Annotated in this window: 31 protein-coding genes; 12 read left to right on the top strand and 19 right to left on the bottom strand. The window is 65.3% G+C overall.

Features of this window, described 5'->3' with window-relative positions; genetic code table 11:
* Nucleotides 1–117 precede the first annotated feature (117 nt).
* Together MXF70_RS12175 and MXF70_RS12170 are read left to right on the top strand one after the other, a co-directional pair.
* Complete coding sequence (locus MXF70_RS12175; protein WP_248515898.1) at nucleotides 118–750, top strand: RAD55 family ATPase; 633 nt, start codon at nucleotides 118–120, stop codon at nucleotides 748–750.
* 120 nt (nucleotides 751–870) lie between these two features.
* Nucleotides 871–1,287, top strand: a complete 417-nt coding sequence (locus MXF70_RS12170; protein WP_248515897.1) for a CoA-binding protein — start codon at nucleotides 871–873, stop codon at nucleotides 1,285–1,287.
* A gap of 46 nt (nucleotides 1,288–1,333) precedes the next feature.
* Here the strand turns inward: MXF70_RS12170 and MXF70_RS12165 are convergent, their stop codons facing one another.
* The 12 genes from MXF70_RS12165 to MXF70_RS12110 all read right to left on the bottom strand — a co-directional run bounded on the left by MXF70_RS12165 (nucleotide 1,334) and on the right by MXF70_RS12110 (nucleotide 11,256).
* Nucleotides 1,334–2,314 (bottom strand): PLP-dependent cysteine synthase family protein, encoded by a 981-nt coding sequence (locus tag MXF70_RS12165; RefSeq protein WP_248515896.1) that lies wholly within the window; start codon nucleotides 2,312–2,314, stop codon nucleotides 1,334–1,336.
* A gap of 83 nt (nucleotides 2,315–2,397) precedes the next feature.
* Nucleotides 2,398–3,189, bottom strand: a complete 792-nt coding sequence (dph5, locus tag MXF70_RS12160; RefSeq protein ID WP_248515895.1) for a diphthine synthase — start codon at nucleotides 3,187–3,189, stop codon at nucleotides 2,398–2,400.
* A gap of 76 nt (nucleotides 3,190–3,265) precedes the next feature.
* Nucleotides 3,266–4,588, bottom strand: a complete 1,323-nt coding sequence (purD, locus tag MXF70_RS12155) for a phosphoribosylamine--glycine ligase (protein ID WP_248515894.1) — start codon at nucleotides 4,586–4,588, stop codon at nucleotides 3,266–3,268.
* Nucleotides 4,589–4,702: 114 nt separating this feature from the next.
* Entirely contained in the window at nucleotides 4,703–4,900 is a 198-nt protein-coding gene (locus tag MXF70_RS12150) for a helix-turn-helix transcriptional regulator (RefSeq protein ID WP_248515893.1), read from the bottom strand.
* 16 nt (nucleotides 4,901–4,916) lie between these two features.
* The gene (locus tag MXF70_RS12145) at nucleotides 4,917–5,339 is read right to left on the bottom strand and encodes a DUF2178 domain-containing protein (protein ID WP_248515892.1); all 423 of its coding nucleotides are present in this window, start codon (nucleotides 5,337–5,339) and stop codon (nucleotides 4,917–4,919) included.
* Between the two features lie 63 nt (nucleotides 5,340–5,402).
* The gene (locus MXF70_RS12140; RefSeq protein WP_248515891.1) at nucleotides 5,403–5,813 is read right to left on the bottom strand and encodes a DUF2178 domain-containing protein; all 411 of its coding nucleotides are present in this window, start codon (nucleotides 5,811–5,813) and stop codon (nucleotides 5,403–5,405) included.
* Entirely contained in the window at nucleotides 5,810–6,019 is a 210-nt protein-coding gene (locus MXF70_RS12135; protein ID WP_248515890.1) for a hypothetical protein, read from the bottom strand. The genes MXF70_RS12140 and MXF70_RS12135 overlap by 4 nt, the downstream gene beginning before the upstream one ends.
* 7 nt (nucleotides 6,020–6,026) lie before the next feature.
* Nucleotides 6,027–6,215 carry a hypothetical protein gene (locus tag MXF70_RS12130; protein ID WP_248515889.1) on the bottom strand — a complete coding sequence of 63 codons (189 nt, stop codon included), beginning with the start codon at nucleotides 6,213–6,215 and terminating at the stop codon, nucleotides 6,027–6,029.
* Between the two features lie 118 nt (nucleotides 6,216–6,333).
* Nucleotides 6,334–8,016 carry an acyl-CoA mutase large subunit family protein gene (locus MXF70_RS12125; protein WP_248515888.1) on the bottom strand — a complete coding sequence of 561 codons (1,683 nt, stop codon included), beginning with the start codon at nucleotides 8,014–8,016 and terminating at the stop codon, nucleotides 6,334–6,336.
* Between the two features lie 150 nt (nucleotides 8,017–8,166).
* Nucleotides 8,167–8,934: a hypothetical protein gene (locus tag MXF70_RS12120; RefSeq protein WP_248515887.1), complete on the bottom strand. Its 768-nt coding sequence runs from the start codon at nucleotides 8,932–8,934 to the stop codon at nucleotides 8,167–8,169.
* 164 nt (nucleotides 8,935–9,098) lie between these two features.
* Nucleotides 9,099–10,469 carry a dihydroorotase gene (locus tag MXF70_RS12115; protein WP_248515886.1) on the bottom strand — a complete coding sequence of 457 codons (1,371 nt, stop codon included), beginning with the start codon at nucleotides 10,467–10,469 and terminating at the stop codon, nucleotides 9,099–9,101.
* A gap of 97 nt (nucleotides 10,470–10,566) precedes the next feature.
* Nucleotides 10,567–11,256 carry a lipoate--protein ligase family protein gene (locus tag MXF70_RS12110; RefSeq protein ID WP_248515885.1) on the bottom strand — a complete coding sequence of 230 codons (690 nt, stop codon included), beginning with the start codon at nucleotides 11,254–11,256 and terminating at the stop codon, nucleotides 10,567–10,569.
* 176 nt (nucleotides 11,257–11,432) lie between these two features.
* Here MXF70_RS12110 and MXF70_RS12105 point away from each other — a divergent pair, with 176 nt between their 5' ends.
* The 3 genes from MXF70_RS12105 to MXF70_RS12095 all read left to right on the top strand — a co-directional run bounded on the left by MXF70_RS12105 (nucleotide 11,433) and on the right by MXF70_RS12095 (nucleotide 13,439).
* Nucleotides 11,433–12,341, top strand: coding sequence for a DUF8155 domain-containing protein (locus MXF70_RS12105; RefSeq protein ID WP_248515884.1), 909 nt, complete (start codon nucleotides 11,433–11,435; stop codon nucleotides 12,339–12,341).
* Nucleotides 12,342–12,465: 124 nt separating this feature from the next.
* Nucleotides 12,466–12,807 carry a DNA-binding protein gene (locus MXF70_RS12100; protein ID WP_248515883.1) on the top strand — a complete coding sequence of 114 codons (342 nt, stop codon included), beginning with the start codon at nucleotides 12,466–12,468 and terminating at the stop codon, nucleotides 12,805–12,807.
* 26 nt (nucleotides 12,808–12,833) lie between these two features.
* Nucleotides 12,834–13,439: a DUF7411 family protein gene (locus MXF70_RS12095; protein ID WP_248515882.1), complete on the top strand. Its 606-nt coding sequence runs from the start codon at nucleotides 12,834–12,836 to the stop codon at nucleotides 13,437–13,439.
* A 65-nt stretch (nucleotides 13,440–13,504) separates the two neighbouring features.
* On the opposite strand, the gene MXF70_RS12090 is transcribed toward MXF70_RS12095, so the two are convergent.
* Nucleotides 13,505–14,098 (bottom strand): hypothetical protein, encoded by a 594-nt coding sequence (locus tag MXF70_RS12090; protein WP_248515881.1) that lies wholly within the window; start codon nucleotides 14,096–14,098, stop codon nucleotides 13,505–13,507.
* A 198-nt stretch (nucleotides 14,099–14,296) separates the two neighbouring features.
* Here MXF70_RS12090 and MXF70_RS12085 point away from each other — a divergent pair, with 198 nt between their 5' ends.
* Nucleotides 14,297–15,322, top strand: a complete 1,026-nt coding sequence (locus MXF70_RS12085) for an AAA family ATPase (protein WP_248515880.1) — start codon at nucleotides 14,297–14,299, stop codon at nucleotides 15,320–15,322.
* A 38-nt stretch (nucleotides 15,323–15,360) separates the two neighbouring features.
* On the opposite strand, the gene MXF70_RS12080 is transcribed toward MXF70_RS12085, so the two are convergent.
* The 3 genes from MXF70_RS12080 to MXF70_RS12070 form a co-directional block, all read right to left on the bottom strand.
* The gene (locus tag MXF70_RS12080) at nucleotides 15,361–15,879 is read right to left on the bottom strand and encodes a dihydrofolate reductase (protein WP_248515879.1); all 519 of its coding nucleotides are present in this window, start codon (nucleotides 15,877–15,879) and stop codon (nucleotides 15,361–15,363) included.
* Between the two features lies 1 nt (nucleotide 15,880).
* On the bottom strand, nucleotides 15,881–16,951 hold the full coding sequence (thyA, locus tag MXF70_RS12075) for a thymidylate synthase (RefSeq protein ID WP_248515878.1): 1,071 nt from the start codon (nucleotides 16,949–16,951) through the stop codon (nucleotides 15,881–15,883).
* Nucleotides 16,952–17,097: 146 nt separating this feature from the next.
* Nucleotides 17,098–18,195, bottom strand: coding sequence for a methyltransferase domain-containing protein (locus tag MXF70_RS12070; protein WP_248515877.1), 1,098 nt, complete (start codon nucleotides 18,193–18,195; stop codon nucleotides 17,098–17,100).
* A gap of 137 nt (nucleotides 18,196–18,332) precedes the next feature.
* Here MXF70_RS12070 and MXF70_RS12065 point away from each other — a divergent pair, with 137 nt between their 5' ends.
* The 3 genes from MXF70_RS12065 (at nucleotide 18,333) to MXF70_RS12055 (ending at nucleotide 20,117) form a co-directional block, all read left to right on the top strand.
* Nucleotides 18,333–18,872, top strand: coding sequence for a metal-dependent hydrolase (locus MXF70_RS12065; RefSeq protein WP_248515876.1), 540 nt, complete (start codon nucleotides 18,333–18,335; stop codon nucleotides 18,870–18,872).
* A gap of 149 nt (nucleotides 18,873–19,021) precedes the next feature.
* Nucleotides 19,022–19,582 carry a TATA-box-binding protein gene (locus MXF70_RS12060; protein ID WP_248518404.1) on the top strand — a complete coding sequence of 187 codons (561 nt, stop codon included), beginning with the start codon at nucleotides 19,022–19,024 and terminating at the stop codon, nucleotides 19,580–19,582.
* Nucleotides 19,583–19,760: 178 nt separating this feature from the next.
* Nucleotides 19,761–20,117: a DUF7473 family protein gene (locus tag MXF70_RS12055; protein WP_248515875.1), complete on the top strand. Its 357-nt coding sequence runs from the start codon at nucleotides 19,761–19,763 to the stop codon at nucleotides 20,115–20,117.
* Between the two features lie 56 nt (nucleotides 20,118–20,173).
* Here MXF70_RS12055 and hisG read toward each other — a convergent pair whose 3' ends face one another.
* From hisG to MXF70_RS12040, 3 genes are all read right to left on the bottom strand, one after another.
* Nucleotides 20,174–21,073, bottom strand: coding sequence for an ATP phosphoribosyltransferase (gene hisG, locus MXF70_RS12050; RefSeq protein ID WP_248515874.1), 900 nt, complete (start codon nucleotides 21,071–21,073; stop codon nucleotides 20,174–20,176).
* 23 nt (nucleotides 21,074–21,096) lie between these two features.
* Entirely contained in the window at nucleotides 21,097–22,620 is a 1,524-nt protein-coding gene (locus tag MXF70_RS12045; RefSeq protein WP_248515873.1) for a glycosyltransferase family 87 protein, read from the bottom strand.
* Between the two features lie 145 nt (nucleotides 22,621–22,765).
* Nucleotides 22,766–23,092 (bottom strand): hypothetical protein, encoded by a 327-nt coding sequence (locus tag MXF70_RS12040; protein ID WP_248515872.1) that lies wholly within the window; start codon nucleotides 23,090–23,092, stop codon nucleotides 22,766–22,768.
* 122 nt (nucleotides 23,093–23,214) lie between these two features.
* Here MXF70_RS12040 and MXF70_RS12035 point away from each other — a divergent pair, with 122 nt between their 5' ends.
* From MXF70_RS12035 to MXF70_RS12025, 3 genes are all read left to right on the top strand, one after another.
* Nucleotides 23,215–24,390, top strand: a complete 1,176-nt coding sequence (locus MXF70_RS12035; protein ID WP_248515871.1) for an acyl-CoA dehydrogenase family protein — start codon at nucleotides 23,215–23,217, stop codon at nucleotides 24,388–24,390.
* 120 nt (nucleotides 24,391–24,510) lie between these two features.
* Nucleotides 24,511–25,431 carry a hypothetical protein gene (locus MXF70_RS12030; RefSeq protein WP_248515870.1) on the top strand — a complete coding sequence of 307 codons (921 nt, stop codon included), beginning with the start codon at nucleotides 24,511–24,513 and terminating at the stop codon, nucleotides 25,429–25,431.
* Complete coding sequence (locus MXF70_RS12025; protein WP_248515869.1) at nucleotides 25,428–26,390, top strand: hypothetical protein; 963 nt, start codon at nucleotides 25,428–25,430, stop codon at nucleotides 26,388–26,390. Before MXF70_RS12030 ends, MXF70_RS12025 begins: the two co-directional genes overlap by 4 nt.
* Nucleotides 26,391–26,445: the final 55 nt, after the last annotated feature.

Genomic DNA, 26,445 nt, shown 5'->3' with positions numbered 1-26,445 from the left:
GTTCTGATCTTCGCACGAACGCCCGAAAGCGATCGTTTCGATCACAAGTACTATATGGGTATCTGCTCATTTTCCGGTAACACTCGTCGCCGCGGAGCAGCGAGACTCCACCACAGCATGTACGATCTGGACGACGTTCTACCGGACGCCGAGATCGGCCCCGGAACGAACCTCCTCATTTCGGGACCGCCAATGACTGGAAAGCGACGCGTCGCCTTCCAGATCCTCGCACGTGGTACCGAGAATGGAGAGGGCGTCATCGTCGTGTCGACGAAGGACGGAGCGGAGAAGGTCTTCGACGAGTACGGCTCCTTCGCACCCGACATCGAGGACGCTCCGGTCGGCATCGTCGACTGCGTCACGAAACAGCAGGGCGCCGGCGACGTCGAAGATTCTGCACGCGTCAAGTACGCTTCCTCTCCGGTCGACATGACCGGAATCGGGATCAAACTCTCCGAGTTCCTTGAGGAGTTCTACGACGGCCGAGGCGTCAAGCGCAACCGCATTCTCCTGCACTCGATCTCGACGCTGCTGATGTACTCGAACCTCCAGACCGTGTTCCGGTTCCTCCACGTGTTCACGGGCCGGGTCCAGAGTGCCGACGCGCTGGGACTCTACGTCATCGACTCGACGGCCCACGACGACCAGACGATGAACACGCTCAAGCAGCTCTTCGACGGCGTCATCGAGGTCGACGAGGACGAGGCCGGCGAGCAGTCGATCACGACGGCTGGCATCCAGTCCGTTTGAACCGGCCGAGCTGCGAACGTCTCGACGTCTCCACCTACGCCACATTCGTCGGTAGCTCTACTCGATTGCTGTACCCGACAGCGGCGTCCATTTATTGTCTCCCCGGTCCATATTGGATCTATGGCATCTCCGACCGATGCACAGCTTCGTGAAGTGCTCTCGCTCTCCCGAATCGCCGTCGTCGGCTGCTCGACGTCGCCCGGGAAGGCAGCCCACGACATTCCGAAGTATCTGATCGAACAGGGGTACGACGTGGTTCCGGTGAACCCTTTCGCCGACGAGATCTTCGGTCGCGAGGCCTATGACTCGCTCACCGACGTTCCCGGCGACGTCGAGATCGTCGACGTCTTCCGCCCGAGCGACGAGGTCGCCGGGATCGTCGATCAGGCACTCGAACGGGGTGACGTCGACGTGATCTGGACGCAACTGGATATCCGTGACGACGACGCTGCAGAGCGGGCCCGCGATGCCGGAATCGTCGTCGTTCAGGACCGGTGCATGAAGGTCGAGCACCAGGCACTCAGCAGCACGGAGTAGCGATTAGTTGCCTGACTACGACCTTCCACAGAAGCGCCGATAGCACCTATCCGTCCCACGCTTCGAACGAGCGGTAGACGCCCTTGGAGAGGTACCGTTCGCTCGAATCGGGAAACACGGTGACGACCGTATCGTGTGGCGCGTCGACACTGCCCCTCTCGATTTCTCCTGCAACCTGCTGGGCGGCCAGACTGTTTGCGGCAGCGCTGGAGGCGACGAGGTGGCCCTCCTCGGTTGCGAGCCGTCGCATTTCCGCGTGTATCTCACGGTCGTCGATAGCGACCAGCTCGTCGACGAGCGTCGGATCGAACAGCTCGTTCGTGTCGGCGTCGTGGGTGCCGATCCCCTCGGTCTTGTACTCCCCTTCCTCGCTGTTTCGTCCGAACAGCGTCCCGAACGTCGATCCCTCCGGCTCCACCGCGACGACGTGGACGTCGGGAACCCGATCGCGAACAGCTTTCGTGATGCCCATCAGCGTTCCGGCAGTCCCGCAGCCGGCGACGATCGCACCGACCTCTCCGTCGAGGGCGTCGAGGATCTCCGGACCGGTCGTCTTCCGGTGTGCCTCGACGTTGAGCGGATTCGAGAACTGCTGGGGGACGACGGCGTTGTCGAACTCCTCTGCGAGTTCGTGCGCGCGCTGGATCGCGCCGTCCATCCCATCGTCGGTCGGCGTGTTGATTACCGTCGCGCCCAGCGCGTCCATGAGCTGTTGTTTCTCGAGGCTGAACCGCTCGGGAACGACGAACACCGCATCGAGACCGAGCCGACCTGCTGCGATTGCGAAGCCGATTCCGGTGTTCCCGGCGGTAGGCTCCACGACGGTTCCGCCAGGCTCGACGTCGCCGCGGTCGAGCATCGCCTCCAGCATGTACTGGCCGATCCGATCCTTCACGCTCGCGCCGGGGTTGAACGACTCGAGTTTCGCGTAGATCGGGACGTCGGCCGGCGCCGCGTGGACGGAGACGAGCGGCGTCTCGCCGACGGTGTCGAGTACGGAATCAACTGGCTCCCGGTGACTCGTCATCGTTCGATTGTGGCGCCGCATCTGGTAAAGTGCTATCCCGACAGGGTCGTCCACCGTGGGACGACGGTGGACACTGGAGCGCGTTATCGATCCGGCAACAGTTCGGGTGGCGCACCAGCGAACGTTTCGAGCGCGTCGGCTTCGAGCGCGTGAGGATCGCCCGGGATCACGAGCAGGTGCAACGGATCGCCGAAAGATCGGTCGGCCAGCGCCGCGATCGTATCGGCGGCGACGACCGGCTCCGGGCTGCCTGCACGAGCGACGACGACGCCCAGCTGATCGCCGTAATCGTCCGTATCACCGTCCGAGTCGGCGAGCAACGACGCCGCACGATCAGCCGTCATGTACCGGTCTTCCGCCGCTTTGATGTCGAGGAAGACCAGCGTGTGGAGCCCGCGCTCGCGGTTCTCCTCGATCGTGTTCGTGACGCTCGCCGGAAGCCCGTCGGCGCCGTGGAACTCCGGAAACGGGAGTGTCGTCGACGGACCGAACCGGTAGTTCTGGAGCCCGGTCAGCGAGCTCGCAGCGGCCTGCGCGGTCACGCCGTGGACGACGCGCGTCTCGATCCCGCGCTCGGCTGCTCGAAGTCGGAGATCGACGTGCGTCGTCGCGATCATCGTGTCCCCGGCAGTGCAAAAGACCGCATCGCCGTCCTCGGCGGCCGCGAGGATTGGCTCGGGCTCCTGTTCGACGCCGGCGCGATCGCGGCGTTCGATCGACACGTCGTGGGAGTCCTCCAGATCCTCGACCGTGGCCCCGATCAGCGTGCTGGTGTACTCCTCGGCGAAGACGGCGTCCGCGTCGGCAATTGCGGCCGCGCCTTCGCGCGTGATCGAGTCCTCGTCGTAGAGTCCGAGACCGACGAAGGTTAGCATGGATGTTCTCCGGCTGGTGTGGGGAAAAACGAACCGGGTCGACGCCGCGGTCGCGAAGTGACAGGAACTCGGTGAATCAGTCGCCGCGAAGCTCCTCGACGTGATCGATCCTGGACTGGACGAGCTTCTCGGTACCCACGTCGTGACGTACGCGGAGTCCCTCGGTTCCAGCCTCCTCGAGTGCGGCCTCGGCGATCTCTTCTGCCTCGGCGATTGTGTCTGCGACGCCGACGACGGCGTAGGATCGGGAGGTCGTCGTGTAGATGCCGTCCTCGCGATCGTCCACGCTCGCGTAGAAGAGGAGCGCCTCACCGTCGTAGTCGGCGCTGACGTCTGCGATGACCTCGTCGTCGATCGTAACAGAGGCGCCGTCCTCTGGATCGGTCGGATACCCCTCCGGAACGGCGTACTTGACGACGGTCGCCTGTTCCGCGAAGGAGATATCCGGCATCGGCTGGCGATCACGCGCGGCCTGCATGATCTCGACGAAGTCGGTCTCGAGCGCTGGGAGCGTGTTCATCGCCTCGGGATCACCGAAGCGTGCGTTGAACTCGACGACCTTCAGCCCATCCTCGGTGAGCATGAACTGGCCGTAGAGGATGCCCCTGTAGGCCGGTAGCTCGTCGACGACGGCCTTGAGGATCGTGAGCGCTTCCGCGGAGTCGAGCTCGCTCATGAACGGTAGCTGGAACGTCGAATCCGTGTACGAGCCCATGCCGCCGGTGTTCGGCCCCTCATCGCCCTCGTAAGCGCGCTTGTGGTCCTGGACTGCAGGGGTGATGAGCACCGACCCGTTCGCGACAAAGGCCTGGACGGTCAGCTCCTCGCCGACGAGACGCTCTTCGAGGACGAACTCTTCGTAATCGCTCTCGAGGATGTACTCGATGCCCTCCTCCTTGGTGACCTGATCGCCGGTGACCCGAACGCCCTTCCCACCGGTCAGACCCCGTGGCTTGATCGCCATGTCACCCTCGTACCGGCGGAGGGTTTCGGCGGCTTCCTCCGGGTCGTCGAACACCTGGAAATCCGGCGTTCCAGGGATCTCCTTCTCTCGCATGAACTCCCGCTGGTAGGCCTTGTCCGTCTCGATGCGTGCCTCGGCCTCGCGCGGGCCGAACGCGTAGATTCCCGCGTCGTCGAGGGCGTCCACGACGCCGGCCGCCAGCGCGCTCTCCGGTCCGATGACCGCGAGCGTCGCGCCCACGGACTCGGCGAAGTCGACGATCGACTCCGCGTCCGTCTCGTCGACCGTGACGAAGCCGGCCGCCAGCTCGGCGATGCCCGGGTTCTTGTTGCTCGCCGCAGCGTACAGCTCGACGTCTTGCTCGCTGTCGGCGACGGAGCGGGCGATCGCGTGCTCTCGACCACCGCCGCCCACCAGAAGAACGGTTTCGCTCATGTCGAATTCGGGGGGTGGAGCAGGTGTAAAGGTTCCCGTTTTGTGTGCGCGGAGTGCTGTGTGATCGCTCGTGACTGCTCGCTGGCTCCGTTCGTGTCAGGATCCTGTAGTCCGCTACGAGTCCTCCGGTTCGAAGATGTCCTCGATCGAACACCCGAAGTGGTCGGCGAGCGCGAAGGCAAGCTCCAGCGACGGGTCGTACCGCTCGCGTTCGATGGCGTTGATGGTCTGGCGCGTGACGTCGACGGCGACCGCGAGCTCCTCCTGGCTGATGCTCTCGGCGTCCCTGCGGGAGCGGAGGTCGTTCTTCACGGTTCGATCGCCTCCTTCATGCTCGGATTCTGAGCGCCGTGTATACTGCGCTCCAAACGAGGTACAGGGCAGAGAGGGCGAGCAAGAGCGTGTCCTGGGTCTGGCTGAACTCGAAGTGACCGGCTGCTTCGAGGACGAACAGAGCCGGGAAGGTAGCGATCCCCGCGTATGCGAGTCCCATTAGGGTGTAGTGACTCGCACGGCGCTCGATGGCCGAGAAGCGCTCGTCGGAGATCGTGACCGATCCGACGAAGCACGCGTACAGACACAGGGCTGCCCCCGCAGTCACCCCGACGAAGTAGCCGATCGTGCCGACGAGCTCGAACCCGATGCCGACGCCGACCAGCAGGGCGGCTATTCCGACGGTGAAGCTGCCGTAGATCGCCTGCTTCCAGCGCTGGCGGCGGCGACCGACCTGAGTTTCGGGACGGTCAATCACGAGGAACACCTCCGTCGTCCGCTCCTGATGCCTGCTCCCATTCGGGTTGCTGGCGTTGTCCAGTCATGCTCGGTAGTTCAGCAGTCCCTGGATTGCGAGGTAGAGGTACACAATCCCGATGCAGACGACGCCGACCCCGAGCGCCCATCCCTGGAGTGGGACGATGCCGAACTGCTCGAGCACGATCGGTCCCACGAGCGCCGGTAGCGAAATCGCCATGACGACCATCATCGTGTAGCGGGCCGCTCGTTCGTCCATCCGCCGGTCGCGCTCGTCGAAGAGTGTGCGCCGAGCCAGCACCTTCGGGACGACGATCGCGATCCCGACGATCCCGACCGTCGCCAGCGCCGCGGCGGTGTGCTGGTCAGCGAGCAGGTAGCCGACGATGCCGCCGCCGACGAGCGAGGTCACCAGCACGTACGCCAGGTACCGGCGCTTCGTCATCCAGTCGATCCGATAGGCGTCTACGTTCACGCCGATTCACCCGGTTCAGACTCGGCGCCGGTAGTCGACGCGTCCTGTAGTTCCTCGTGGAGCGCGAGCCACGCCGTCGTCGCGCCCATGCCGGTGATCAGGAGGACGCTCACGTCGCCAGTCGTTCCCGTAAGGTACGCTCCCGCGACGATCGACGCGATGCCCAGCATCAGGAGTGCCCAGCCGAGGGGTCTCCAGTCGGTCATCGGTCGATCACCCACAGCACCCCGAGCAGTTCGAGCAGCCGTCGGCGTAGACCGCGACGCCGACTGCGGCCGCGATCGGGACGAGTTCGCTGGAGAGCAACGGTTCGCCATTGCCGACCGTCAATAGGAGCAGCGTCCCTGCGGCGGTCGCGACGGCGAGCAGCGCGCGTTGGAGTCGCGTGTCGGTGCGGATCATGGAAAGTTCGTTTTACAGTAAAGGGTGCTTTACATTCAAACTTAGTTCTGACGGTGAGCGATCCCAGTCGCTCTTCGTCAACTCACCGGTGAAGTACAAGGGATCGAACAGCGGACGTTCAGACGCCACCGCCGGCGTACTCCCCGAACTCCTCGCGGAGCACGCCGCAGATCTCGCCGACCGTGGCCTCCGCTTTCACTGCATCGATCAGCGGGGGCATCAGGTTCGCATCGCTTCGAGCAGCCTCTCCGACCGTCGCCAGCGCGGCATCGACGGCCTCGTCGTCGCGCTCCTCGCGGACGGCTTCGAGTGACTCGATCTGGCGCTGCTCGTCCTCCTCGGTTACTTCCTCCAGATCCATCTCCTGGCCGCCCTCATCGACGGTGAACTCGTTGACGCCGACGACGATCCGCTCGCCGGACTCGACGGCCTGTTGCCGGTCGTACGCGACGTCCTGGATCTGCCGCTGCACGTAGCCGTCGTCGATCGCCTGGAGCATTCCATCGCGCTCGTCGACCTCGTCGATGATCGACCGGGCCTCGGCCTCGACCTCGTCGGTCAGGGACTCGACGTAGTAGCTCCCCCCAAGTGGGTCGATCGTGTCCGCGGCACCGGACTCGTGAGCGAGGATCTGCTGGGTGCGCAACGCGGTGCGGACGGACTCCTCGGTGGGCAGGGCCAGTGCCTCGTCTTTCCCGTTCGTGTGGAGGCTCTGCGTCCCACCGAGCACTGCTGCCAGCGCCTGGTAGGCGACGCGAACGACGTTGTTCTCGACCTGCTGTGCCGTGAGCGTCGATCCAGCGGTTTGCGTGTGGAACTTGAGCTGCTTGGAGGCCGGTTTCTCCGCGTCGAACCGGTCCTCCATGATCGAGTGCCAGAGCCGTCGTGCGGCCCGGAACTTCGCGACCTCCTCTAAGACGTTGTTGTACGACGCGAAGAAGAAGGACAGCTGTGGTGCGAACTCGTCGACGTCGAGCCCGGCGTCGATGGCGGCCTCGACGTACTCGATGCCGTTGGCCAGTGTGAATGCAATCTCCTGGGCTGCGGTCGATCCTGCCTCGCGGATGTGGTAGCCCGAGATCGAGATCGTGTTGAAGTTCGGAATCTCCTCCGCCGCGAACTCGAAGACGTCGGTGACGATCCGCATCGAGGGCTCCGGCGGGTGGATGTACGTGTTCCGTGCGATATACTCCTTGAGAACGTCGTTCTGGATCGTTCCACGTAGTTCCTCGCGGTCGACGCCCTGCTGGTCTCCGAGCGCGACGTACATCGCCAGCAGCACCGACGCCGGCGCGTTGATCGTCATCGAGGTCGAGACCTCCGAGAGTGGAATGTCGTCGAACACCGTCTCGAAATCTCGAATTGTGTCGATCGCGACCCCGGATCTCCCGACCTCCCCCGCCGCCATCGCGTCGTCGGAGTCGTAGCCCATCTGCGTCGGGAGGTCGAACGCGAGCGATAGCCCGGTCTGCCCCTCGTCGAGCAGGTAGTGAAACCGCTCGTTCGTCTCTTCGGCGGTTCCCATCCCCGCGTACTGTCGCATCGTCCAGAGCCGCCCACGGTAGCCCGTCGAGTAAACCCCGCGGGTATAGGGCTCCGCACCGGGGAAGCCCAGGTCCTCCTGGTAGTCCAACTCCGCTACGTCGGCGGGCGTGTAGAGTCGGTCGACGGGCTGGCCGCCGGTGTCCGTGCGGAACTGCTCCTCGCGCTCGCCGAAGCGCTCCACCGTCGGCTCGACGTGTTCGGCCTCCCAGGCGTCCGTCCCCTCGCGAATCGTGGCGAGGTCCTCTTCGTCGAACATGATAGACCCTGAGAGTTCTCGTGGCTTAAGCGTGTTCGAGCATCCCGGAGCAAACGGACTCATGTTTTGCTGTTGACCTTTCGACCCCCGGAGCGCGGATCGCACTTCACCTCGACGGTCAGTCCCGGCTACTTACGTCCCGCTGCCGGCTTAGTTGCTACCACCGACTTCGTCACCCTGGCCGACGTAACGACGGATCTGCTCGGGGACGGACGATGCCTCGACGAGTCGGAAAGAGACCGCCTTGCGCGCCATGAACGAATAGTAAAGGAACCACAGTCCCGCGAGAATCCAGCCGACGACGAGGAACTGGAGAGCCATCAGTAGGAACAGCACCGCAATGCCGACGCCGACGAGGAGCGCCTCGGCGGAGCGTCGTTTGATACCGATCCAGAGCCCGAGGAGGACGAATGCCGAGAGGAGCGCGGCGGTAGTGTAACCGAAGAGCACCGTCACTGCAATTTGTGCGACGTCCGTGGCGATTCTGGCTGCCTCTCCCGATATTGCGTCCCCTCGCGCCGCAATGGAGACGACCAGCAGGATGAAAGCTCCAATGTAGAAGTAATGTCGGGCGAGTCGCCGACGGTGGCGCTCGCTGACCGGAGCTCGATCAGCCACCAGTTCGCCGTCGTCTGGGTTGTCGTACGTCCTGTCTTCCTGTGTCGTCGCGAGGACGTTGGCCAGAATCCCGGTGAGCACGTTCAACAGCGCACCCCCGAGTACCAGAGCACCGCCGCCCAGGAGTACGACGTACATCTGGTCGAGATTGATCGGTGCCGACACGGGACTGATACCAGCCTCGGCAGCGGCTTTGAGTGCACCCACCCCGACGGCGATCGTGCCCACGATGAAGAGGGCGATGCCCAGTCGACTGATCCACCGCGAGAACCGCTCTACCCCCCGAATGTTCCCCGACATGTTGCCTCACCTTGGTAACCACTACCAAAAAATCTGATTGCCGATCGTGTGCGTGCCGCCAATTGTCTCGTCGTATCCAGGTGCGAGTCACCGCTCGAAAGCGTGATCTGAGGCAGAAACAGCCGAGCCAGAGGCGTCTAATACACCTGCACCCGCCACTTCGTTCACTGCCGCCGAACGTCCTGGCCACCAGACCCCTCGGCGAACTCGTCGGCGGGTGCTACGGATCTGACGGAATCCGCTTGGGTAGCGTCCGGATCCGCGTAGACGACGTCTCCTCGGCGCATGGTCAGGAACGGGAACACGCCGTCCATCCCCTCGAACGGCGTCCAGCCGCAGCTGGTGTGGAGGGTCTCGGCGCTGATCGGTTCGACGTCGTCCGGATCGACGAGCACCAGATCCGCGTCTCGACCGGCTTCGACTCTTCCTTTCTGCGGGAGTTCGAAGATCCTCGCGGGGTTCGCGGCCGTCAGATCCCGAACGCGCTCGAGGGAGAGTGGTCCGTGTGTCCCCGCGTTCGCAAGTAGGAGTGGGAGCATCGTCTCGACGCCGGGTACCCCACTGGGTGCCTCGGTGATGGAAGCGTCCTTCTCCTCGCGCGTATGTGGCGCGTGATCAGTCGCGACCACGTCCACCGTCCCGTCGGCAATCCGCTCGAAGACGGCCTCGCGGCGATCCTCCGAACGCAGCGGCGGGTTCATACGCCCGAACGTGCCGAGATCGTCGAGATTCTCCCGCGAGAGAAACGCGTGGTGGGGCGTCACCTCGCACGTCGCCCCGGTTTCTGCGGCGAGGTCGATCCCTTCCGGCGTCGACGTGTGAGCGATGTGGACGGCTGCGTTGAAATCGCCAGTGACCTCGAGTGCGCGTTCGACGGCCGCCGCCTCCGCCGCAGCAGTGCGGAACGCCGACCACGCGTCGGCGTCTGCGTCCCGACCGACGCCCTCCCCGGCGTTCTCGAGGGCAGCATCCTCGAACAGCGTCGCGTCCTCCGCGTGGACGGTGACCGTGCAGTCTGCTGCGGCAGCGCGTTCGACCGCGTCTGCGAACAGGTCGCCCTCGATACCCATCTCGCCGGTCGAGTCCGCGAGGAACACCTCGCCGAGCGCGAACGGATCGGCTGCGAACAGCGACTCGGGCTCCCAGTCGGCGGTGACGCCGCCGTTGATCCCGAAGTCGACGATCGACTGCTCGTCGGCGATGGTACGCTTCTCTTCCAAGGCCTCTCCCGTCACGGTCGGCGGCTCGGTGTTGGGCTGGTCGACGACGGTCGTGACGCCACCCGCTGCCGCGCTCTGGGATCCCGTCGTCCACGTCTCCTTGTGGCTCCCTCCTGGTTCGCGAAAGTGGACGTGGACGTCGATCGCGCCAGGGAAGAGGTAGTTGCCCTCGGCGTCGATGACCTGCTCGTCGGCACCGACCTCGTCCAGATCGATTCCGCCCTGGTCCCGCTCCACGACGGCAGCGATCTGCTCCCCCTCGATCCGAACGTCGCACTCGCGGCCGTCGGGCAGCGTCGCATCGACGATAATCATGACAGACACTGGACGGGCGGGCGTCCTAAACGTCCCGACTCAGCGTCGCAGACCGGCACCTCGGTATGGCTCGGTCGGGATCAGTCAATCTGTGAGGCTACGACTGCTCGATCCGCTCGACGACGGGATCGTGCTGTCCGACGAGCCGCTCCTCGATGGCAGTTACGAGCGCGTCGGGGTCACCGTCGCCACCGGCGGCTTCGATGCTGCCGACGGTGCAGGGATCGAACGCCACGTCGAGCGCGTCGTACACGTCTTCCAGTACCTCGGCAATCGGCCACCGATCTCGTGGGATCGCCACGCCTGCGACGAGCGCTGCCTCGGTCGTCACACGCTGTGCGATGCCGACGACTTTGCCACCGCCGACGGAGAGCGAGTGAGACCCGGGACAGAAGGAGTCGTCGGGTTCGCCGGCTGAAATTTCCTCGACCCCGACCGTCTCGAGTGCGTCTTCGAGGGCCTCAGTCGCTGCCTCGTAGCGATCCTGGAGCCCGGTTCGGGGATCGTCGACGGGCTCAGCGCGGGCGAACGCAACCGTCGTGCCCTGGTAGGCGACAGCGCGGCCGCCGACCGAGCGCCCGACCGGCGCGTAGCCGTGCTGACGCGCGATCCGCCGGGCGCGGTCGTAGCCGGGTGCGCCCGAATCTCGTCGGCCGAAGGCGACCTGTGGCTGCGGTCGCCAGACCCGCACCGCTGGCTCGTCGTGTTCGGCGGCGTGTTCCCGAAGCTCCGCGGTGAGCGCTCGATCCGCTTCGATTGTGGTCCCTCTCCCGCGGACGACGCGCATGGACTGTGATAGTTGCAACGCCCGGAGCATAAGCGTGTGGTGAACTGGCACGCCGATAGGCTCCGCATCCGTTCCGGGTGGATGCCTGACCGATACCGACGCAACTGCCGAGGCATCTGGCAATCCGTCGGTCCGGACCGCCGCGTCTTTGTCAGGCCGCGCGGTAGTGGCATCCGATGCTCACCGTCCCGGAATCCGTGCTCGAGCGATTCCGGGCGTTCTCGCTGTACAACTCGCCGTATAGCGCCCACGACGATGGCAGTGCTATCGATTGTTATCCCGGCCCCGATCGCTCCTCGACAGCCACGCACGCTCCGTCGCCGGTCGCGGGGACGGTCGTCGCGATCGAGCAGGTTCGCGCACCCTCGAAACCGTACGCTCCGCCACACGATTATCTGATCGCCATCGACACTGGTGGCGTCGTTGTTGGGCCAGATTTCCGAACGGAGGACGGCTCCGCGCCGATCGCCCGGATCCTTCACGTCGATCCTACCGTGTCTGTCGGCGATCGCGTCGCGGCGGGTGACGACCTCGGAGACCCGATTCGGGCCGGGTTCTTCGCACCGTGGGTCGGACACCACCTCCACGTCGGGTTTCGCCATACGGATGATGATATTTTACGGGCCGCCGGATCGCGCCCCCTTCGACCCGGAGTCGACGTCGAGCCGGTGGCCTGGGACGGTACCGGTACCGTCGTCGAGACAGGCGACACCTACGCAGTATTGGACCAGCCACGCCATCCGGACCCCGGCGAGTGTTTCGCTGGAATTGGTGCGACGCTCGAACTCGATGATGGGACGGAGGAGTCCGTCGCGCTCGACGGCGGTCTCGCCCACTACGATCACGGCGGCATCCTGCCAGAGTGTGACCGTCCAACGGGCGCTTCAGTGTCGATCCTGAGCGAGCAGATCGGAACGACGACGAGCCGGTCGATCGAGTGGAGTCAGCCGACTGTTTCCGTGAACGGAACGCCGATCGAGGGGCTGTCATTCGCAGCGGTTCGGGACGATCTGGGCGCGAAACTGATCTGTCCGGAGCTGTCGCTGTCTGTTGGCGAACGGGTCCGCGTAGACGTCGAGGTCTGAGCTGGCGATTCGAATCGTGGCTTTACCGGTTGGATTCACTCGACGGTCCAGATCCGAGCGACGGTGCCACCGCGACGGACGTTCGTCCCGTAATGATTTTCCGCTCGCCGCGGGTAAGGCGTGTATGAGCAACGAGGAGGACATCGAGGATCTTCGCGAGCAGAAACTCCAGGAGCTGCAGGACCGTGCCGACGACGGCGATCAGGCCGAGGCCCAGCAGGCCCGCCAGGAGTCCGCCGAAGCGCAAAAGAAGGCAATGCTCCGCCAGCACCTCACCGACGGCGCGCGCAAACGCCTCAACACGGTGAAGATGTCCAAGCCCGAGTTCGGCGAGCAGGTCGAGCAGCAGGTGCTCGCACTCGCCCGCAGTGGTCGCGTCCAGGGCCGTATCGACGAGGACCAGATGAAGGAGCTACTGTCGGAGCTCAAGCCGGACTCCAAGAGCTTCGACGTCAAACGCCGATAGACGCACCGGAGGATGGGGGTTGGACAATGACGGCAGGGTCGCTTGCGCTCCTCTACAGCGGCGGGAAGGACTCGACGCTGGCAGCGCTCTTGCTCGAAGAGTTCTACGACGTGACGCTCGTGACCGCTCACTTCGGGGTGACGGACGATTGGGAGCACGCCGCAGACGCCGCCAAGCGGATCGATCACCCCTTCGAGCGGGTCGAACTCGATCGCGGCGTTGCCGACGACGCCGTCGAGCAGCTCCTCGAGGACGGATTCCCCCGGAACGCCATCCAGATGGTCCACGAGCACGCGCTCGAATCCGTGGCCGACCTCTCCTTCGATGCGATCGCGGACGGCACCCGTCGCGACGACCGCGTGCCTACGGTATCCAGGGCGTTCGCACAGAGCCTCGAGGACAGACACGCTGTCGACTACGTTGCGCCACTCTCGGGGTTCGGTCGCGGCGCGGTCGACAGACTCGTCGACGCGAACCTGGAGGTCACCGTCGGGCCGAGCGAGGAGATCCACCGGGCCGACTACGAGGGCGAACTCAGAGCCTTGCTCGCGGAACGAGAGGGCCAGACGGCAGTGGCCGACGTCTTCCCCGATCACGACCAGACGATCGTCACGGACGTCCGTCGGGAGTGACGGGCTCGTCCGGGCGCACCGTCGGTGCTCGCAGAACGGGTTTCCGGTAGCGGTCCACTCGTGTTTCAGCTATTCACTTGCTTGGTGAGCTGGCCCCGGCCCCCGCGGGCGCGGACCCACCGGGCTGCCCGTTCGGCGCCGAGTAGCGCCAGGGAGACGAGGAGTACCGAGACCGATGCGGTCCAGAACGATTGCGAACTGGAGACGAGATCGTGAACGCCGACCGCCGAGAGCACGACGCCGATAGAGAACGTGAGGAGACTGAGCTGGAGGCCAGCCAGTACGAGCGTCCGGATGCCCGCTGGATCCTGCAGCCGGAGGAACGCACCCAGACTCATCCGATCGAGTGGGTTCGCCTGCGTTAGGGCGTCGTGGCCTTCTGGCGAGAGCGGCCAGTTCGACTCCGGATGGTTGACGTAGTACAGAGAGATCGAATCGGGGTAGGTCTCCACCGTGACGACGTCGATCTCGCGGAGCTCGTCGAGTCTGTTCCGGACCGTTTCGGCGCTGACGTCCGGCTTCACTCGCGCCTTGAGCTGCGTGATCGAGAAGAAGGGCCGGTCGGCGTCGACCATCGTCTCGACGACGTGTCGCTGGCTCAGCTTGTGATCGAGATTCGGATCGAGGCGGGTGTCGATCCACGTCGGGAGGGTCGTCATCCTGCTCGGTCGTATCGCTGCGAGGCTCCTAAATCCCCCGTCGGTTTTGGCGCGCGCCAACCGCACTAATCCCCTCGATTGACTCCCGTTCCGCGCTTCATCCTCTCCACAATCTTCCTCCGATCCGCTGCACTCCATCGCAGGGCCAACCGCTCGGGACCGACCGATACTTGGGTACCCGTCGTCAACCTGTGGTCGATGGAATCGCCGCTGTGGACGGAGCGCCACGCCCCCGAAATCGCGGATCTGCGACAGGAGCTCGCTCGCGATCAGTTCGAGCGCGCGGTCGAGGACCCCGTCAACCTGCTCGTTCACGGTCCGCCGGGCGTCGGTAAGACGGCAGCGGTCCGCGCGATGGCCGAAGAAGCCCACGAGCAACCGGACTCGGATCTGATAGAGATCAACGTCGCGGACTTCTTCGCCCGTACGAAGACCGAGATCAAAAACGACGATCGGTTCGCCGCCTTCCTTCAGGGCAAATCTGACTTCTCCAAGCGGGACATGATCAACCACGTCCTCAAGGAGTCCGCGAGCTACGCGCCGGTCGCTGGCGAGTACAAAACCGTCCTGCTGGACAACGCGGAGGGCATTCGCGAGGACTTCCAGCAGGCGCTCCGGCGCGTGATGGAGCAGTACCACCGCAACACGCAGTTCGTGATCGCGACGCGCCAGCCGACGAAGCTCATCCCGCCACTTCGCTCGCGCTGTTTCGCCGTTCCGATGCCTGCGCCGCCGACGGACGAGATCGCGGACATCCTGGAATCGATCGCCACCGCAGAATCCGCCGAGTACGAACGCGACGGTCTCGAGTTCGTCGCCGGCACCGCCGACGGCGACCTCCGGGAAGCGATCCTGATCGCCCAGACCACCGCCGAGTCCGAGGGCGAGATCACGATGAACGCAGTGTTCGAAGCGCTGGAGGACGTCGGTCTGGAGGACCGGATCGAGACGATGCTCGACGCCGCAGAGGCCGGGGAGTTTACCGACGCACGCAGCGAGCTCGACGATCTACTCGTCGACGAGGGACTTTCCGGACGTGAGGTACTCGAAGAGGTGCTGGAGGTCGGCCGGAGCCGCTACGACGGCGACCGGCTCGCCGAACTCCACCGACTCGCCGGGGACGTGGATCTCGATCTGACGGAGGGATCGAACGAGCGGATTCAGCTCGGCCACTTCCTCGCGGAACTTGGACGGCCGGAGGACACGGTGCCGACCGCGGACTGATACTATCGGCCCAGGGCTGGAGCCTGGTGGACCGTCCCTTATTCGACTCGCTCGTAGGTCACGAACGCGAAGCCGTCGCGCTCGTCGCGCTCTATCTCGGTCCATGCCACCTCTGACGGCGGCCAGCCGGGGAACGTGGTTTCGCCGTCGTAGGACTCCTCTATCTCCGTCAGGACCAGCCGGTCCGCTCGATCGAGGAAGGCGTCGTACACCGAGGCGCCGCCCATGACGTAGGCTTTCCCTGCGCCAGTCGCTCTGGCCGCTTCGATCGCCGCGTCGATCGACTCCGTGACGACGATCGACTCGTCGTCAGGAAGGTCGGGATCGGAGCGGCTTAGGACGACGTTGGTCCGTCCCGGGAGCGGCCCGCCGAGGCCCGCGACGACGTTCTCGAAGGTCGTCCGTCCGACAATGACGGGGTGGCCCATCGTCGTCTCCTTGAAGTGGGCCATGTCCTCGGGGATGTCCCAGGGAAGCTCGCCATCACTGCCGATCACGCCGTTGGCTGCGACGGCGGCGATGAGAACGACGTCGAGATCCTGGTCAGTTCCCGCCATCTCACTCGGCGACGGCGAAGCTCAGGCCCGGATGGGCGCTGTACCCCTCGAGCTGGATGTCATCGAACTCGAGTTCGTCGAGTGGTTTGTCTGCAATCCCGATTTCGGGGCGCTCGCGCGGTTCGCGCGTCAGCTGCGTGAGGAGTTCGGGGACGTGATCGGCGCCGGCGTCGTCCTCTGCCTCCGACGGCGCGTTCCGCACGATCCACTCCCGGATCTCGCGGTACCCTTCGCTGACCTGTCGATCCTCGCCGCGAGCGGCGTCGGGATCGTCACGCTGCTCGACCTCGGCGATGCGCTCTTGCAGTTCTTCGAGGTTCTCCTCGTACCACGCGCCGCGCTCGCCACTACCACAGTAGACGTGCGCGTCGACGATCGTGTGGGAGAAGGTGCCGGGCTCGAAGCCGGTGCGCTGGGCGATGGCCTCGGTGAGCAGGGCGTACGCCGCGACGTTGAACGGGATTCCGAGCGCAACGTCGCCCGAGCGCTGCGTGAGGTGGCAGTTGAGTTGGTCGCCCTGCACGTTGAATACGAAGGTGTAGTGACACGGCGGGAGCGTCGAGACGGCGGCGTTGGCGGGATGCCAGGCGTTGACGACGAGCCTGCGGGTGTTGGGCTTTTCCTCCAGCGAGTCGAGCACGTACTGAATCTGGTCGAAGACGCGACGACTCTCGCCGTTATCGGATTCCTCCACGCAGACCCACCGGTGCGCGTCGTCGGGCCAGGACTCGCCCGCCAACTGTTCCGTTTCCTCAGGGATCGGATAGCGTCGCCAGAATCGACCGTAGGCGGTGTCGAGATGGCCGTCCTCGTCGGCCCAGTCGTTCCAGATGCCGGTCTCTTCGCGAAGCTCGCGAATGTGCTCCTGGCCGGAGAGGTACCAGAGCACCTCGTGGAGCATCGAGTTCCAGCGGAAGCCGTCCATCTGCTTCGTCGTCAGCAGGGGGTAGCCCTCCTGAAGGTCGACCTCGTAATGCTGGGAGAAGCCGGCGATGGTGTCGACCCCCGTACGGTTGGGCTTGTAGGTGCCCTCCCCGAGGACGTCCGCGACGAGATCGAGATACTGCTGCATGCGCGATCTCTACTTGCCGGTCGTGAAAAGTCTATGCGAGTCGGAACGGAAGTGAATGAGAACGTGAATAGACTGCCGTCCGTTGGGACGGCGATCAGTCAGGAGGGCGGGATTGGAGGGCGCTTCGGAGACGTTTGCGGTTGCAGTCACCGATCCAGCGAGTCATCCGGTCGCTCCAGAACGTGAATCGACCGGTTCAGCGATCTATGCACCCGCCGTCGGTGCACGCACTTCACGAACCACCCGGCAGAGCGCGCTGCGTCGATCCAGGATCGATCCGCGACTACGACCGCGCGAGGGGCGACGTCGATCGCCGCCGAGAGCGCGCCCTCGACGAGGTCGTCCAGATCGTCAGCAGCTACGGCGGACTGTCGCTCGTAGGGAACGTCCACGACGAGTCCGTCGGCCGCATCGTCCGCGAGCGGAAGACGTCGTGCGTCACCGCGAACGATCTCCCAATCTGCGTCCGCAGCCGCAATCGATTCCATATTCTCACGCGATCCCTGGGTCATCTTCGACTGTGCGTCGACCCCCACCATCCGCGCACCGAGCAGCGTGCCCTCCAGCAGGAGGCCACCGGTGCCGCACATCGGATCGACGATCGTCGCGCCGGGACGCGCGCCGGCGAGGTTCCCGAGGGCACGGGCAAGCGCCGGATCCATACTGCCGGGCTGGAAGAACGGCCGATCCGTCGGCGCGCGTTTGCCAAACGCCGCGTCGCGCTCGACGTCGACCCAGCCGAGGAGGCAAACGTCTGGCTCGTCGGCGTTCGCTTCGACGTCGATCAGGTCCGCCGATTCGATGCCGAGTGGATCTTCTGCAGCGTTCTCACTCGCATGATCTCGTGCGATCGGTCCGCTCGCAAACAGCGCTCGGAGCGTGTGATCCGGGTCGTCGAGATCGACCTCGAACCCGCGATCGGTGAGGACGGTACCCAGCTCCCGCTCCGCGCTCTGGGTGTCGACGCCTGCGCTCGATCGGAGGTCCCGCGCTCGGACGGCGACCGTTCCCTCGTGGTCGATCGCTGCCGTCTCGAGCAGGGCCCGCGCGCTCGCGATGCTTGCGTCGGTGTGGCCGACGACCGATCCTGCGGCACGCGTCATCGCGAGTCCAGCAGCGCGCTCGGGCGAGAGTGCTCGCGCGGTTCCGATCCCCGGCGCGAGGATGGACACGTCGCTGGCAGCCGCGGTCGCCTCCAACGCCGCGAAAGGATCGTCCTCGCCCGCGAACTCCAGCCAGTACACGGGCGAGAGTGGCCCGGGCCGAATTTGAGGGTGGCGGTGTTGGCTTCGAAGCCAGCGAGCCGGTCGGAGCGTATCGATTTGCGGTAGCGAACCCTCCGACCGTCACCTACTTCCTGTCCTCTGCCGACGTGTCGGGTATGTGGCCGCTCGGACACGCTGCGGGTGCCTATCTCCTCACGAGCGTCGGCGCCGAGCGGGAGTGGCTCCCGGATCCCGACGCCACGTCCGTCGCGTTCGTCCTCCTTGCATCGCAGCTCCCGGATCTGATCGACAAGCCGTTCGCGTGGTTCATTCCGGTTTTGCCGGCGGGCCGGTCGTTTGGCCACTCGTTGTTCCTGATTGCGCCGCTGTGCGTGCTCGTTATCGTCGTCGCGCGGCGGCTGGGACGCGCTGGCCTGGGCCTCGCGGTCGCGCTGGCGCTGTGTTCGCATCTCGCACTCGACGTGCTGCCCGCACTCTGGGGGCGCTCGGCGTGGCGGTATCTCCTCTGGCCGGTGCTGGAGGTCGAGGGGTACAACTCGCCGCCGTCGATCGTCGCGATGTTCGAGAACTCACTCGACGATCCGTGGTTCTACGCAGAGTTCGTGCTCGCTGGACTGGCGTTCGTTCGCTGGCGATCGGACGGCTGGCCAGGGCTCCCTCGACCGCGCGCGTCGGGCGAGCCGAGCGCTGACTGAGGCGGACTGGGCCTCGAACTGTGCGTTCTCCACCGAATCTGCGTCGGTTTTGGCCGATCTGGTCCCCATTTTTGCGGCCCGTTTCAGTGGCAGATGGCTCCGTGGCACCAACCTTTATAAGCCTTAAATACGGTTCTTAAAGTGTGGCTATGACCGACCCGAAGGATACTATCAATATCGAGAACGTCGTCGCCTCCACGGGGATCGGCCAGGAGCTCGACCTCCAGAGCGTCGCAATGGACCTCGAGGGCGCCGATTACGATCCCGAGCAGTTCCCGGGCCTCGTCTACCGGACCCAGGAGCCCAAATCCGCCGCACTGATCTTCCGATCCGGGAAGATCGTCTGCACCGGCGCGAAGAGCACGGACGACGTCCACGAGAGCCTGCGGATCGTCTTCGACAAACTCCGCGATCTCGAGATCAACGTCAACGACGACCCCGAGATCGTCGTCCAGAACATCGTCACGAGCGCCGACCTCGGTCGCAACCTCAACCTCAACGCGATCGCGATCGGTCTCGGTCTGGAGAACATCGAGTACGAGCCCGAACAGTTCCCCGGTCTCGTCTACCGCCTGGACGAGCCCGAAGTCGTCGCGCTCCTCTTTGGCTCCGGTAAGCTCGTCATCACCGGCGGGAAACAGCCCGAAGACGCAGAGCACGCTGTCGACGAGATCGTCAATCGGCTCGAGGATCTCGGCCTGCTGGAGTAACGACGCGACGTTCCCACCGGTCACCCGCTGCACCACGTTGGAACTATCGACCGTTCGCTCTGGACGCGTCGACGCGGTTTCCATTTTCTGTCGCGACGAGGGGTAGCGCCTCGCCTGTGCGTCACGGACGCGACCGCCGATCGTCAGTGCCAAGAGCGTGGTGGCGCCACTCCCAGCTATGACACTCGCCGAGGTGGCGGTGCAGGTGCTCGGGACGTTTATCGTCGCGACGGTGTTCTACTCCCTGACGGTCCACCTCTCGGCGACGTACGTTCTCGAAGAGGCGTCGATCTTCGAAGCGCTCCTCGTCGGTCCGGTCACCGCCGCGATCAGCGTCGGCGTCGGGTTCGCTGCGGAGTCGACGATGCCGATCCTCGCGCCCATCGCCGTCCCGCTCGTGGCGATCCCTGCGGACTTCCTCGTCATCGGGTGGAGCTACGAGATCGATCGGCGGCTGGCCGCACTCGTCACGCTCGGTCACTTCGTCGTGAGCGTGCTCTTGGCTGCGAGCCTGATCGGACTGTTCGCGGCGTAAGAATCGCGAAGCGATCGAACAGTACCGGCCGCACACACGCACCCACACTCTCGCTATTACTCGACGAGCCGCTCGATCTCCGTAACGAGGATTCCGCTCGCGCCTGCAGTCTTCAGGTTCGTGATCGTCTCGAATACGTCCCGTTCGTCGACGACGACGTGGACGGCGAGCATGTCTTCCTCGGTATCGGCGTCGACGCCCCCGGTATCTCCGCTGGCTGGACCCTCTCGATCGGCGACGTCCATGACCGTCGGGCCGCCGAGTCCGGGGATCTGTTCGCGAACGTCCTCGAGCTGATCGCGCGGAACGTTCATCATGAGATACCGCTTCCCCTCGGCGTCGAGGACGGACTCCATGGCTGTGGTGACCTGCTCGACCTTCTCGTCGGTCGCGGCGTCCTCGCGTGCGAACAGCTGCACGGAGCTCTGGAGCACCTCGTCGATGATCGCGAGTCGGTTGACCTGAAGCGTCGTGCCGGTAGACGTGATGTCGACGATCGCGTCGGCCATGCCCGCGTGTGGCGTCAGCTCGGTCGCGCCGGTGACCTCGACGACTTTGGCGTCGATGCCGGCCTCCTCGAGGTAGTTCCGCGTGATCGTCGGGAACTCCGTCGCGACCTTGCCGCCGGCGACGTCCTCGGGCGTCTCGATACCGCCTTCCTCGGGCGCGGCGAGCACCAGTCGGCACTCGCCGAAGCCAAGATCGAGCAGCTCGGTGACGTTGTCCGGAGCTGCTTCTGCGATCTGGTCGCGGCCGGTGATCCCGACCTCCGCAGCGCCGTCGGCGACGTACTCCGGTATGTCCGCTGCCCGGGCGAACAGGACGGAGACGTCGGGGTCGACGGTGTCGGCGTAGAGCTTCCGATCGGCGCCGTCGCGGAGGTGGAGCCCCGCGCGTTCGAGCAGTTCGATCGTCGGCTCGTGAAGGCGCCCCTTGTTCGGCACGGCGATTCGCATGGTCGTCAGTAAAGGGGCGGGGGTCAACTGTCTTTCCGTCCACCAGCGTCGGATCGAGCCGAGGGTCCGTCCTCGATGGACTCGCTGGCACCCGTGGTCCAGCGCTCTGTCGGGTCCCACGTTCCAGGGAGTGTCACCCCTCGCGCCGCGAGCCAGGGCCGAAGCGGTGGCCCGGCGGGACGCCGTTCGGTGGCCTGCTCGGGCAGGCGGCCCCCGTCGAACAGTTCGAGTTTGACGATCCCGCAGGCGAGCAGCATGACCGCGAGCCCCAGAAGCTGCGTCGTGGCAGTGCGCGCGATCGGGTCGAGGAGGCTCTGGACGATGCTCGGCAACACCGAGAGATCCTCGAGTACGCCCGATGGCCAGACGGCGTAGGCAAGCAACAGTCCGCCGATGAGAAAGACGATCTGGGCAGGGTGCCGGTCCAGGACGTAGGCAAGAACGATCACCGGGAGGAAGGTCAGCGCCACGTAATATTGGAGCGACGGCATGACGGTGACTGCGACAGCCGTCGCCGCGAACGCCCCGATCAGGCGGTCCAGCCGGTGCCGGAGCCGACGGAGCGCCAGGCCCGCCACGAGGAGGCCGATCGCGAGGGAGCCACCGACCAGCACTGGCGCGAGCCACTCCGGCGACCCGGGAACGACGCCCCAGATCAGGTTTGAGAGCGGCCGCTGGATCGTCACGTAGAACGTCGAGTCCGGGGCGATCCCGCCGACGAACAGGTCCGTGTCGCTCCGCGGGAACACGGCCTCGGTGAGCCACCGTTCGGTCATCCCGAATCCGAGCGCGCGATCGCCGGTGTCCCATCCGAACGGTCCGATTGCGAACAGCAACTCGCCTGCGAGCAGTCCACCGACGCCGACAGCGATCGCCGACGCGGTGGCCCACCACGCGCGGATTCGGAGCAAGTAGAGTCCGAGCAGCGCCGGGAACACCTTGATCAACGCGACGAGCGCGAAGAGCCCGCCCGCGACGGCCTCCCGACGCGGCGATTGCTCGCCGACCTCGAGGAGGTAGATCCCAGCGGCGACGCCCGCGCCGAGCAGGAGGTTGACGTTCCCGAAGAAGTAGTTCACCACCATCTGGGAGCTCAGATAGCAGAAGGCGAAGATCACCACCACGTCGATCCAGCCCAGCGGCCGTCCGAGGTCTTCGACGTACCTGACTGCGAACACGGTGAGCGCCGCTGCGACGAGTGCGTTCACGCCCAGGAACAGCCAGTAGCCGGTCGTGGGCGAGACAAGCTGCGTGGGGAGAAAAAAGAGAATGGTGATCGGCGGGTAGAGATACTGATAGAACTCGCTCTCCCCAGGCGGCGAGACGTCGTAGATGCTCCCACCGTCCAGCAGGGCGTCGACGGCGTAGTAGTAGACGTCGTAGTTCACGCCGACCTGACGGGCGGGATCGACGCCGAGCGGTTGCAGGGTGGCGCCGAAGTAGGACTGGAGTTCGTGCATCCCGAAGACGACCGGGACGAGCAGGAGGAGCCAGGGGATCGGGTAGAACCGGGCGACGAGCGGCCGATTCGACCCTGGTAGCTGCATGTGGCGAGCGCTACACCGGATCTATACAAGGGTTTTGTGACACGTCACGGCCCTCGGCAGCGAAACGGAGATCTAGAATGCAGTGAGTGACGAAGAATTCGAGTCGGCAACGAGAAGCGCGGAGACGACCCGCCGAGATCTGTAGCTAGCTCTCAGCGCCCGTCTCTGCCAGTCTCGCCTCCACGTCGCCGACGAGCGCCGTCAGGGCCTCCGCACGGACCGTCTCCGCGTCGTCGGAGTCTCGCTCGTCGGTCACTTGCTCGACGAGGGCGTCCTGCGGATCGCTGTCCGCCAGCTCGAGGACGCGCTCACAGACCGCGTCCGTCATCTGGGGAACGAGCGCACCCACGGTGTCCCAGACCGCGTCGGAGCGGTTCTGCATCGGCAGCTCATCGGCCGCCTCGGTGGCGAGCGCTCCGACCAGCTCGTCGTACTCCTCGGCGTCCAGCTCCCCGTGGAGTTCGGCGTCCATTGATTGGGGGTTGCCCGCCAGTCGTATGATGGTTTCGACGATCCATCGACGATCGATTTCGGCAGCTACCTGCCAGCTGTGGCGGCGGTTGCTTTTTGCCACCACGGCCACTCTCAGTGCCCATGCTGGACTATCTCGACCTCGAGGCGGAGCTGACAAGCGAGGAACGCCTCATCAGAGACACCGCCCGGGAGTTCGTCGCCGACCGCGTCCGACCGGAGATCGGTGACTGGTACGAGGCCGGTGAGTTCCCCGACCACCTGATCGAGGAGATGGGCGACCTCGACTTCTTCGCGCCGAACCTAACCTACGGCGATCTGCCCGGCGTCGGCGAGCGGTCCTACGGTCTCCTGATGCAGGAGCTCGAAGCCGGGGACTCCGGCATCCGGTCGATGGCGAGCGTCCAGGGTGCCCTGGTGATGTATCCGATCGCAGAGTACGGCAGCGAGACCCACCGTGACCAGTGGCTCCCCGATCTCGCCAGCGGCGACGCCGTCGGCTGTTTCGGACTGACCGAGCCCGATCACGGCTCGAACCCCTCCGCGATGGAGACGCGTGCAAAGCCGGACGGCGACGGGTACACTCTCTCGGGGACCAAGACCTGGATCACGAACGCCCCGATCGCAGACGTCGCGCTGGTCTGGGCCAAGCTGACAGAGGACACCGAGCACGGCGATGCCGGAACGGTTCGGGGCTTCCTCGTCGAGGCCGATCGTGACGGCTTCTCCGCCAGCGAACAGGACGGAAAGCTCTCGATGCGGGCCTCTGTCACCGGCGAGCTGTCGCTCTCTGACGTGCACGTTCCCGCGGACGCGATTCTGCCAGGCGTGTCGGGGATGAAAGGGCCGCTCTCCTGCCTCACGCAGGCCCGATACGGCATCGCCTGGGGCGCCGTCGGCGCGACCCGGGACTGCTTCGAGACCGCTCGCGACTACGCCACCGACCGCGAGCAGTTCGGTGGTCCGATCGCACAGTTCCAGCTCCAGCAGTCCAAGCTCGCGGAGATGGCCAGCCAGTGCACGACTGCTCGACTGCTCGTTGAGCGACTCGCAGAACTGAAAGAGCAGGGCGACCTCCGGCCCCAGCAGGTCTCGATGGCGAAACGGAACAACGTTCGCGTCGCGAGGGATCAGGCGCGGGTGGCACGCGAGATGCTCGGCGCCAACGGGATCACGATCGACTACCCGCCGATGCGCCACGCGGCCAACATGGAGACGGTCTACACGTACGAGGGCACCGACGACATTCACACGCTGATTCTGGGTGAGGATCTGACTGGGATCGCTGCCTACGAGTAACCCTGTGACCGGCCACGCGGCCCGGAACGTCGGTGAGTGGTCGCGTCGAAACTCCGCTCGATCCATTCGCCCGATCGTGCCAACAAAAAACTTATTCTGGGCCGTTGCGGAGCCGATCGCATGCCCTCCAGACGGACGGTACTTGCCACGGGAGCCGCGTTCGGCGGCGTCCTCGCCGGCTGTATCTCGGTCGACAGCGACAGCTCTGACACTTCGGACGCAACACTCCGACTGGAACGAATCACGGATCGACAGCTAGCCGATCGGACGATCGACCGGTACGACGTTTCCAGGCCGGTCGTCGACGACGCGATTACCGCCGATCGCGCGATCACCACCGCGCCCGAATCGATACCGGACGAGAGTGTTGGCCGGAGAACCGGGGGCGGGTACTATCGGTTGAGCGTCTCGGAGTCGGCCCCGCGCTGGAGCGAGTACACCGTCGGTCTCGCGCCCGCGGATGACGTGATCGACGCTTCCGATGGGTCGGTACCGACGTCAATCGCGGAGCTTCCGCCGGTCGATCAGGCCGTCATCGCAGATGCATTCGACAGCGAGGCCGACGGCGGGGCGGACCACTCTTTCGAGGACGGCCCAACCGTCGAACTGTTCGCGAACCACGTCTACGACGTGGCGGAGATCGTCCGGTCGGCGATCGTCGACGGCCCGACGGATGCGCTCGAACACGAGGGATCGTCGTACGCCGTCCATGTCGAGTGCGTCCGAACGCTTCCGAGCATCGCGACCGTCTCGGCAGAACACGTCGCGGAGGACGCCGAGGAGTACGGCGAACTGGTTCGTTCGGAACGGGCGATCGAGCTCTCGGGGCTGTCGGCGGCGGAACGAGAGGTCGTCGAGGCTGCGATCCGCGACGAGTACGAAACCGGCGCGGACGACGAGACCTTCGGTTCGGTGATCGATCGACTGCAGTCACGGGGACGATTGTCCCAAGGCGGTCGGGGCTCGCTCGTCAGGTACGACGACGCCACCTACGAGCTGTTCGTCTGGGGGCTGGAGCACTACCGAGGAGAGCGAGCATGACGGACGACGGAACGGAGCAACCAGACGCCGGTGCCGCCGATCGGGAAACCGACGAGAGACTGCTGGACTCCACGAACCGACGGCGTTTGCTCGGTGCAGCGGGCGGCGCCAGCGCCGCTGCCCTCGCGGGCTGTTGGGGGGAACACACCCGGGCCATCGACTTCCAGGAGGTCACAGTCGCGGAGCTCGCGGATCGGGCCTCGATTACCGATCACGATCGCGACGAGCTCGTTGCCGCGATCGAAGCTCACGGAACCGTCGTCGGCACTGAACCGTCGCCGCCCTTCGCGAGCGAGGACGTCGTCACGACCCCGTCGGGTCCCTACCTGCTGCTCGAGGTCACGAACGCGGTCGAGTCCTGGCAGGAACTTGCCGTCGGCTTCGAACCGATCTCGAGCACTGTCGAGGGCGAAACACTCAGCGCCGAAGAGCTCCCGCCGATCGATCGGTCGGTGCTCTACGACGCGTTCGAGGAGCCGAAGGGGTACGGCGAGACGATGTCGTTCCCCGGGGCCGAATCGATCGCCGCGTGGGGGACGCGCGTCGAAGCTGCCGTCGAAGACACTGCCGGTGTTTTCGGACCCTCGGAAAACCGGATCCTCCTACGAGACGGCGACCGCTACCGAATCCACGCCCGGAAGCGAACGCACGCCTCACTCCGATCCGAGTACGAGGCGGTCGACCGGTGGGACGACCCGAGCGAAGCCGGCAACTGGATCGCCCAAGAGAGGGCGATCGAGCTACAGAACCTCTCCGAGGCCGAGCGCGAGGTCGTTCGCGACGCGATCGACGGCAGGTGCAAACGCAGCGGGACGGACGGCGAAGCCTTCGACTCGATCGTCGAGACGATACAGTCGCGAGGGTCGACCAGCGCTGAACGCTACGGAATCACCGGATACGTCGTCCGGTGGCAGGGTGCCACGTATTGGGCGGACCTCAACGCGCCAACCGGCCCCTAAAGCCGGTCGCACCGGACCGAAAACGGCCAGACGAGACCGCAACGGCCGAACCGAC

The organism is Salinarchaeum laminariae (assembly GCF_023204835.1).
GTDB lineage: Archaea > Halobacteriota > Halobacteria > Halobacteriales > Salinarchaeaceae > Salinarchaeum > Salinarchaeum laminariae.
The sequence above is the reverse complement of the archived record's forward strand: the minus strand, read 5'-3'. Positions and strand labels throughout refer to the sequence as shown.

Coding starts and splice junctions, on each gene's coding strand:
- MXF70_RS12175 (WP_248515898.1), top strand. CDS start 118: ATGTACGATCTGGACGACGTTCTACCGGACGCCGAGATCGGCCCCGGA.
- MXF70_RS12170 (WP_248515897.1), top strand. CDS start 871: ATGGCATCTCCGACCGATGCACAGCTTCGTGAAGTGCTCTCGCTCTCC.
- MXF70_RS12165 (WP_248515896.1), bottom strand. CDS start 2,314: ATGACGAGTCACCGGGAGCCAGTTGATTCCGTACTCGACACCGTCGGC.
- dph5 (WP_248515895.1), bottom strand. CDS start 3,189: ATGCTAACCTTCGTCGGTCTCGGACTCTACGACGAGGACTCGATCACG.
- purD (WP_248515894.1), bottom strand. CDS start 4,588: ATGAGCGAAACCGTTCTTCTGGTGGGCGGCGGTGGTCGAGAGCACGCG.
- MXF70_RS12135 (WP_248515890.1), bottom strand. CDS start 6,019: ATGACCGACTGGAGACCCCTCGGCTGGGCACTCCTGATGCTGGGCATC.
- MXF70_RS12130 (WP_248515889.1), bottom strand. CDS start 6,215: ATGATCCGCACCGACACGCGACTCCAACGCGCGCTGCTCGCCGTCGCG.
- MXF70_RS12125 (WP_248515888.1), bottom strand. CDS start 8,016: ATGTTCGACGAAGAGGACCTCGCCACGATTCGCGAGGGGACGGACGCC.
- MXF70_RS12120 (WP_248515887.1), bottom strand. CDS start 8,934: ATGTCGGGGAACATTCGGGGGGTAGAGCGGTTCTCGCGGTGGATCAGT.
- MXF70_RS12115 (WP_248515886.1), bottom strand. CDS start 10,469: ATGATTATCGTCGATGCGACGCTGCCCGACGGCCGCGAGTGCGACGTT.
- MXF70_RS12110 (WP_248515885.1), bottom strand. CDS start 11,256: ATGCGCGTCGTCCGCGGGAGAGGGACCACAATCGAAGCGGATCGAGCG.
- MXF70_RS12105 (WP_248515884.1), top strand. CDS start 11,433: ATGCTCACCGTCCCGGAATCCGTGCTCGAGCGATTCCGGGCGTTCTCG.
- MXF70_RS12100 (WP_248515883.1), top strand. CDS start 12,466: ATGAGCAACGAGGAGGACATCGAGGATCTTCGCGAGCAGAAACTCCAG.
- MXF70_RS12095 (WP_248515882.1), top strand. CDS start 12,834: ATGACGGCAGGGTCGCTTGCGCTCCTCTACAGCGGCGGGAAGGACTCG.
- MXF70_RS12090 (WP_248515881.1), bottom strand. CDS start 14,098: ATGACGACCCTCCCGACGTGGATCGACACCCGCCTCGATCCGAATCTC.
- MXF70_RS12085 (WP_248515880.1), top strand. CDS start 14,297: ATGGAATCGCCGCTGTGGACGGAGCGCCACGCCCCCGAAATCGCGGAT.
- MXF70_RS12080 (WP_248515879.1), bottom strand. CDS start 15,879: ATGGCGGGAACTGACCAGGATCTCGACGTCGTTCTCATCGCCGCCGTC.
- thyA (WP_248515878.1), bottom strand. CDS start 16,951: ATGCAGCAGTATCTCGATCTCGTCGCGGACGTCCTCGGGGAGGGCACC.
- MXF70_RS12065 (WP_248515876.1), top strand. CDS start 18,333: ATGTGGCCGCTCGGACACGCTGCGGGTGCCTATCTCCTCACGAGCGTC.
- MXF70_RS12060 (WP_248518404.1), top strand. CDS start 19,022: ATGACCGACCCGAAGGATACTATCAATATCGAGAACGTCGTCGCCTCC.
- MXF70_RS12055 (WP_248515875.1), top strand. CDS start 19,761: ATGACACTCGCCGAGGTGGCGGTGCAGGTGCTCGGGACGTTTATCGTC.
- hisG (WP_248515874.1), bottom strand. CDS start 21,073: ATGCGAATCGCCGTGCCGAACAAGGGGCGCCTTCACGAGCCGACGATC.
- MXF70_RS12045 (WP_248515873.1), bottom strand. CDS start 22,620: ATGCAGCTACCAGGGTCGAATCGGCCGCTCGTCGCCCGGTTCTACCCG.
- MXF70_RS12040 (WP_248515872.1), bottom strand. CDS start 23,092: ATGGACGCCGAACTCCACGGGGAGCTGGACGCCGAGGAGTACGACGAG.
- MXF70_RS12035 (WP_248515871.1), top strand. CDS start 23,215: ATGCTGGACTATCTCGACCTCGAGGCGGAGCTGACAAGCGAGGAACGC.
- MXF70_RS12030 (WP_248515870.1), top strand. CDS start 24,511: ATGCCCTCCAGACGGACGGTACTTGCCACGGGAGCCGCGTTCGGCGGC.
- MXF70_RS12025 (WP_248515869.1), top strand. CDS start 25,428: ATGACGGACGACGGAACGGAGCAACCAGACGCCGGTGCCGCCGATCGG.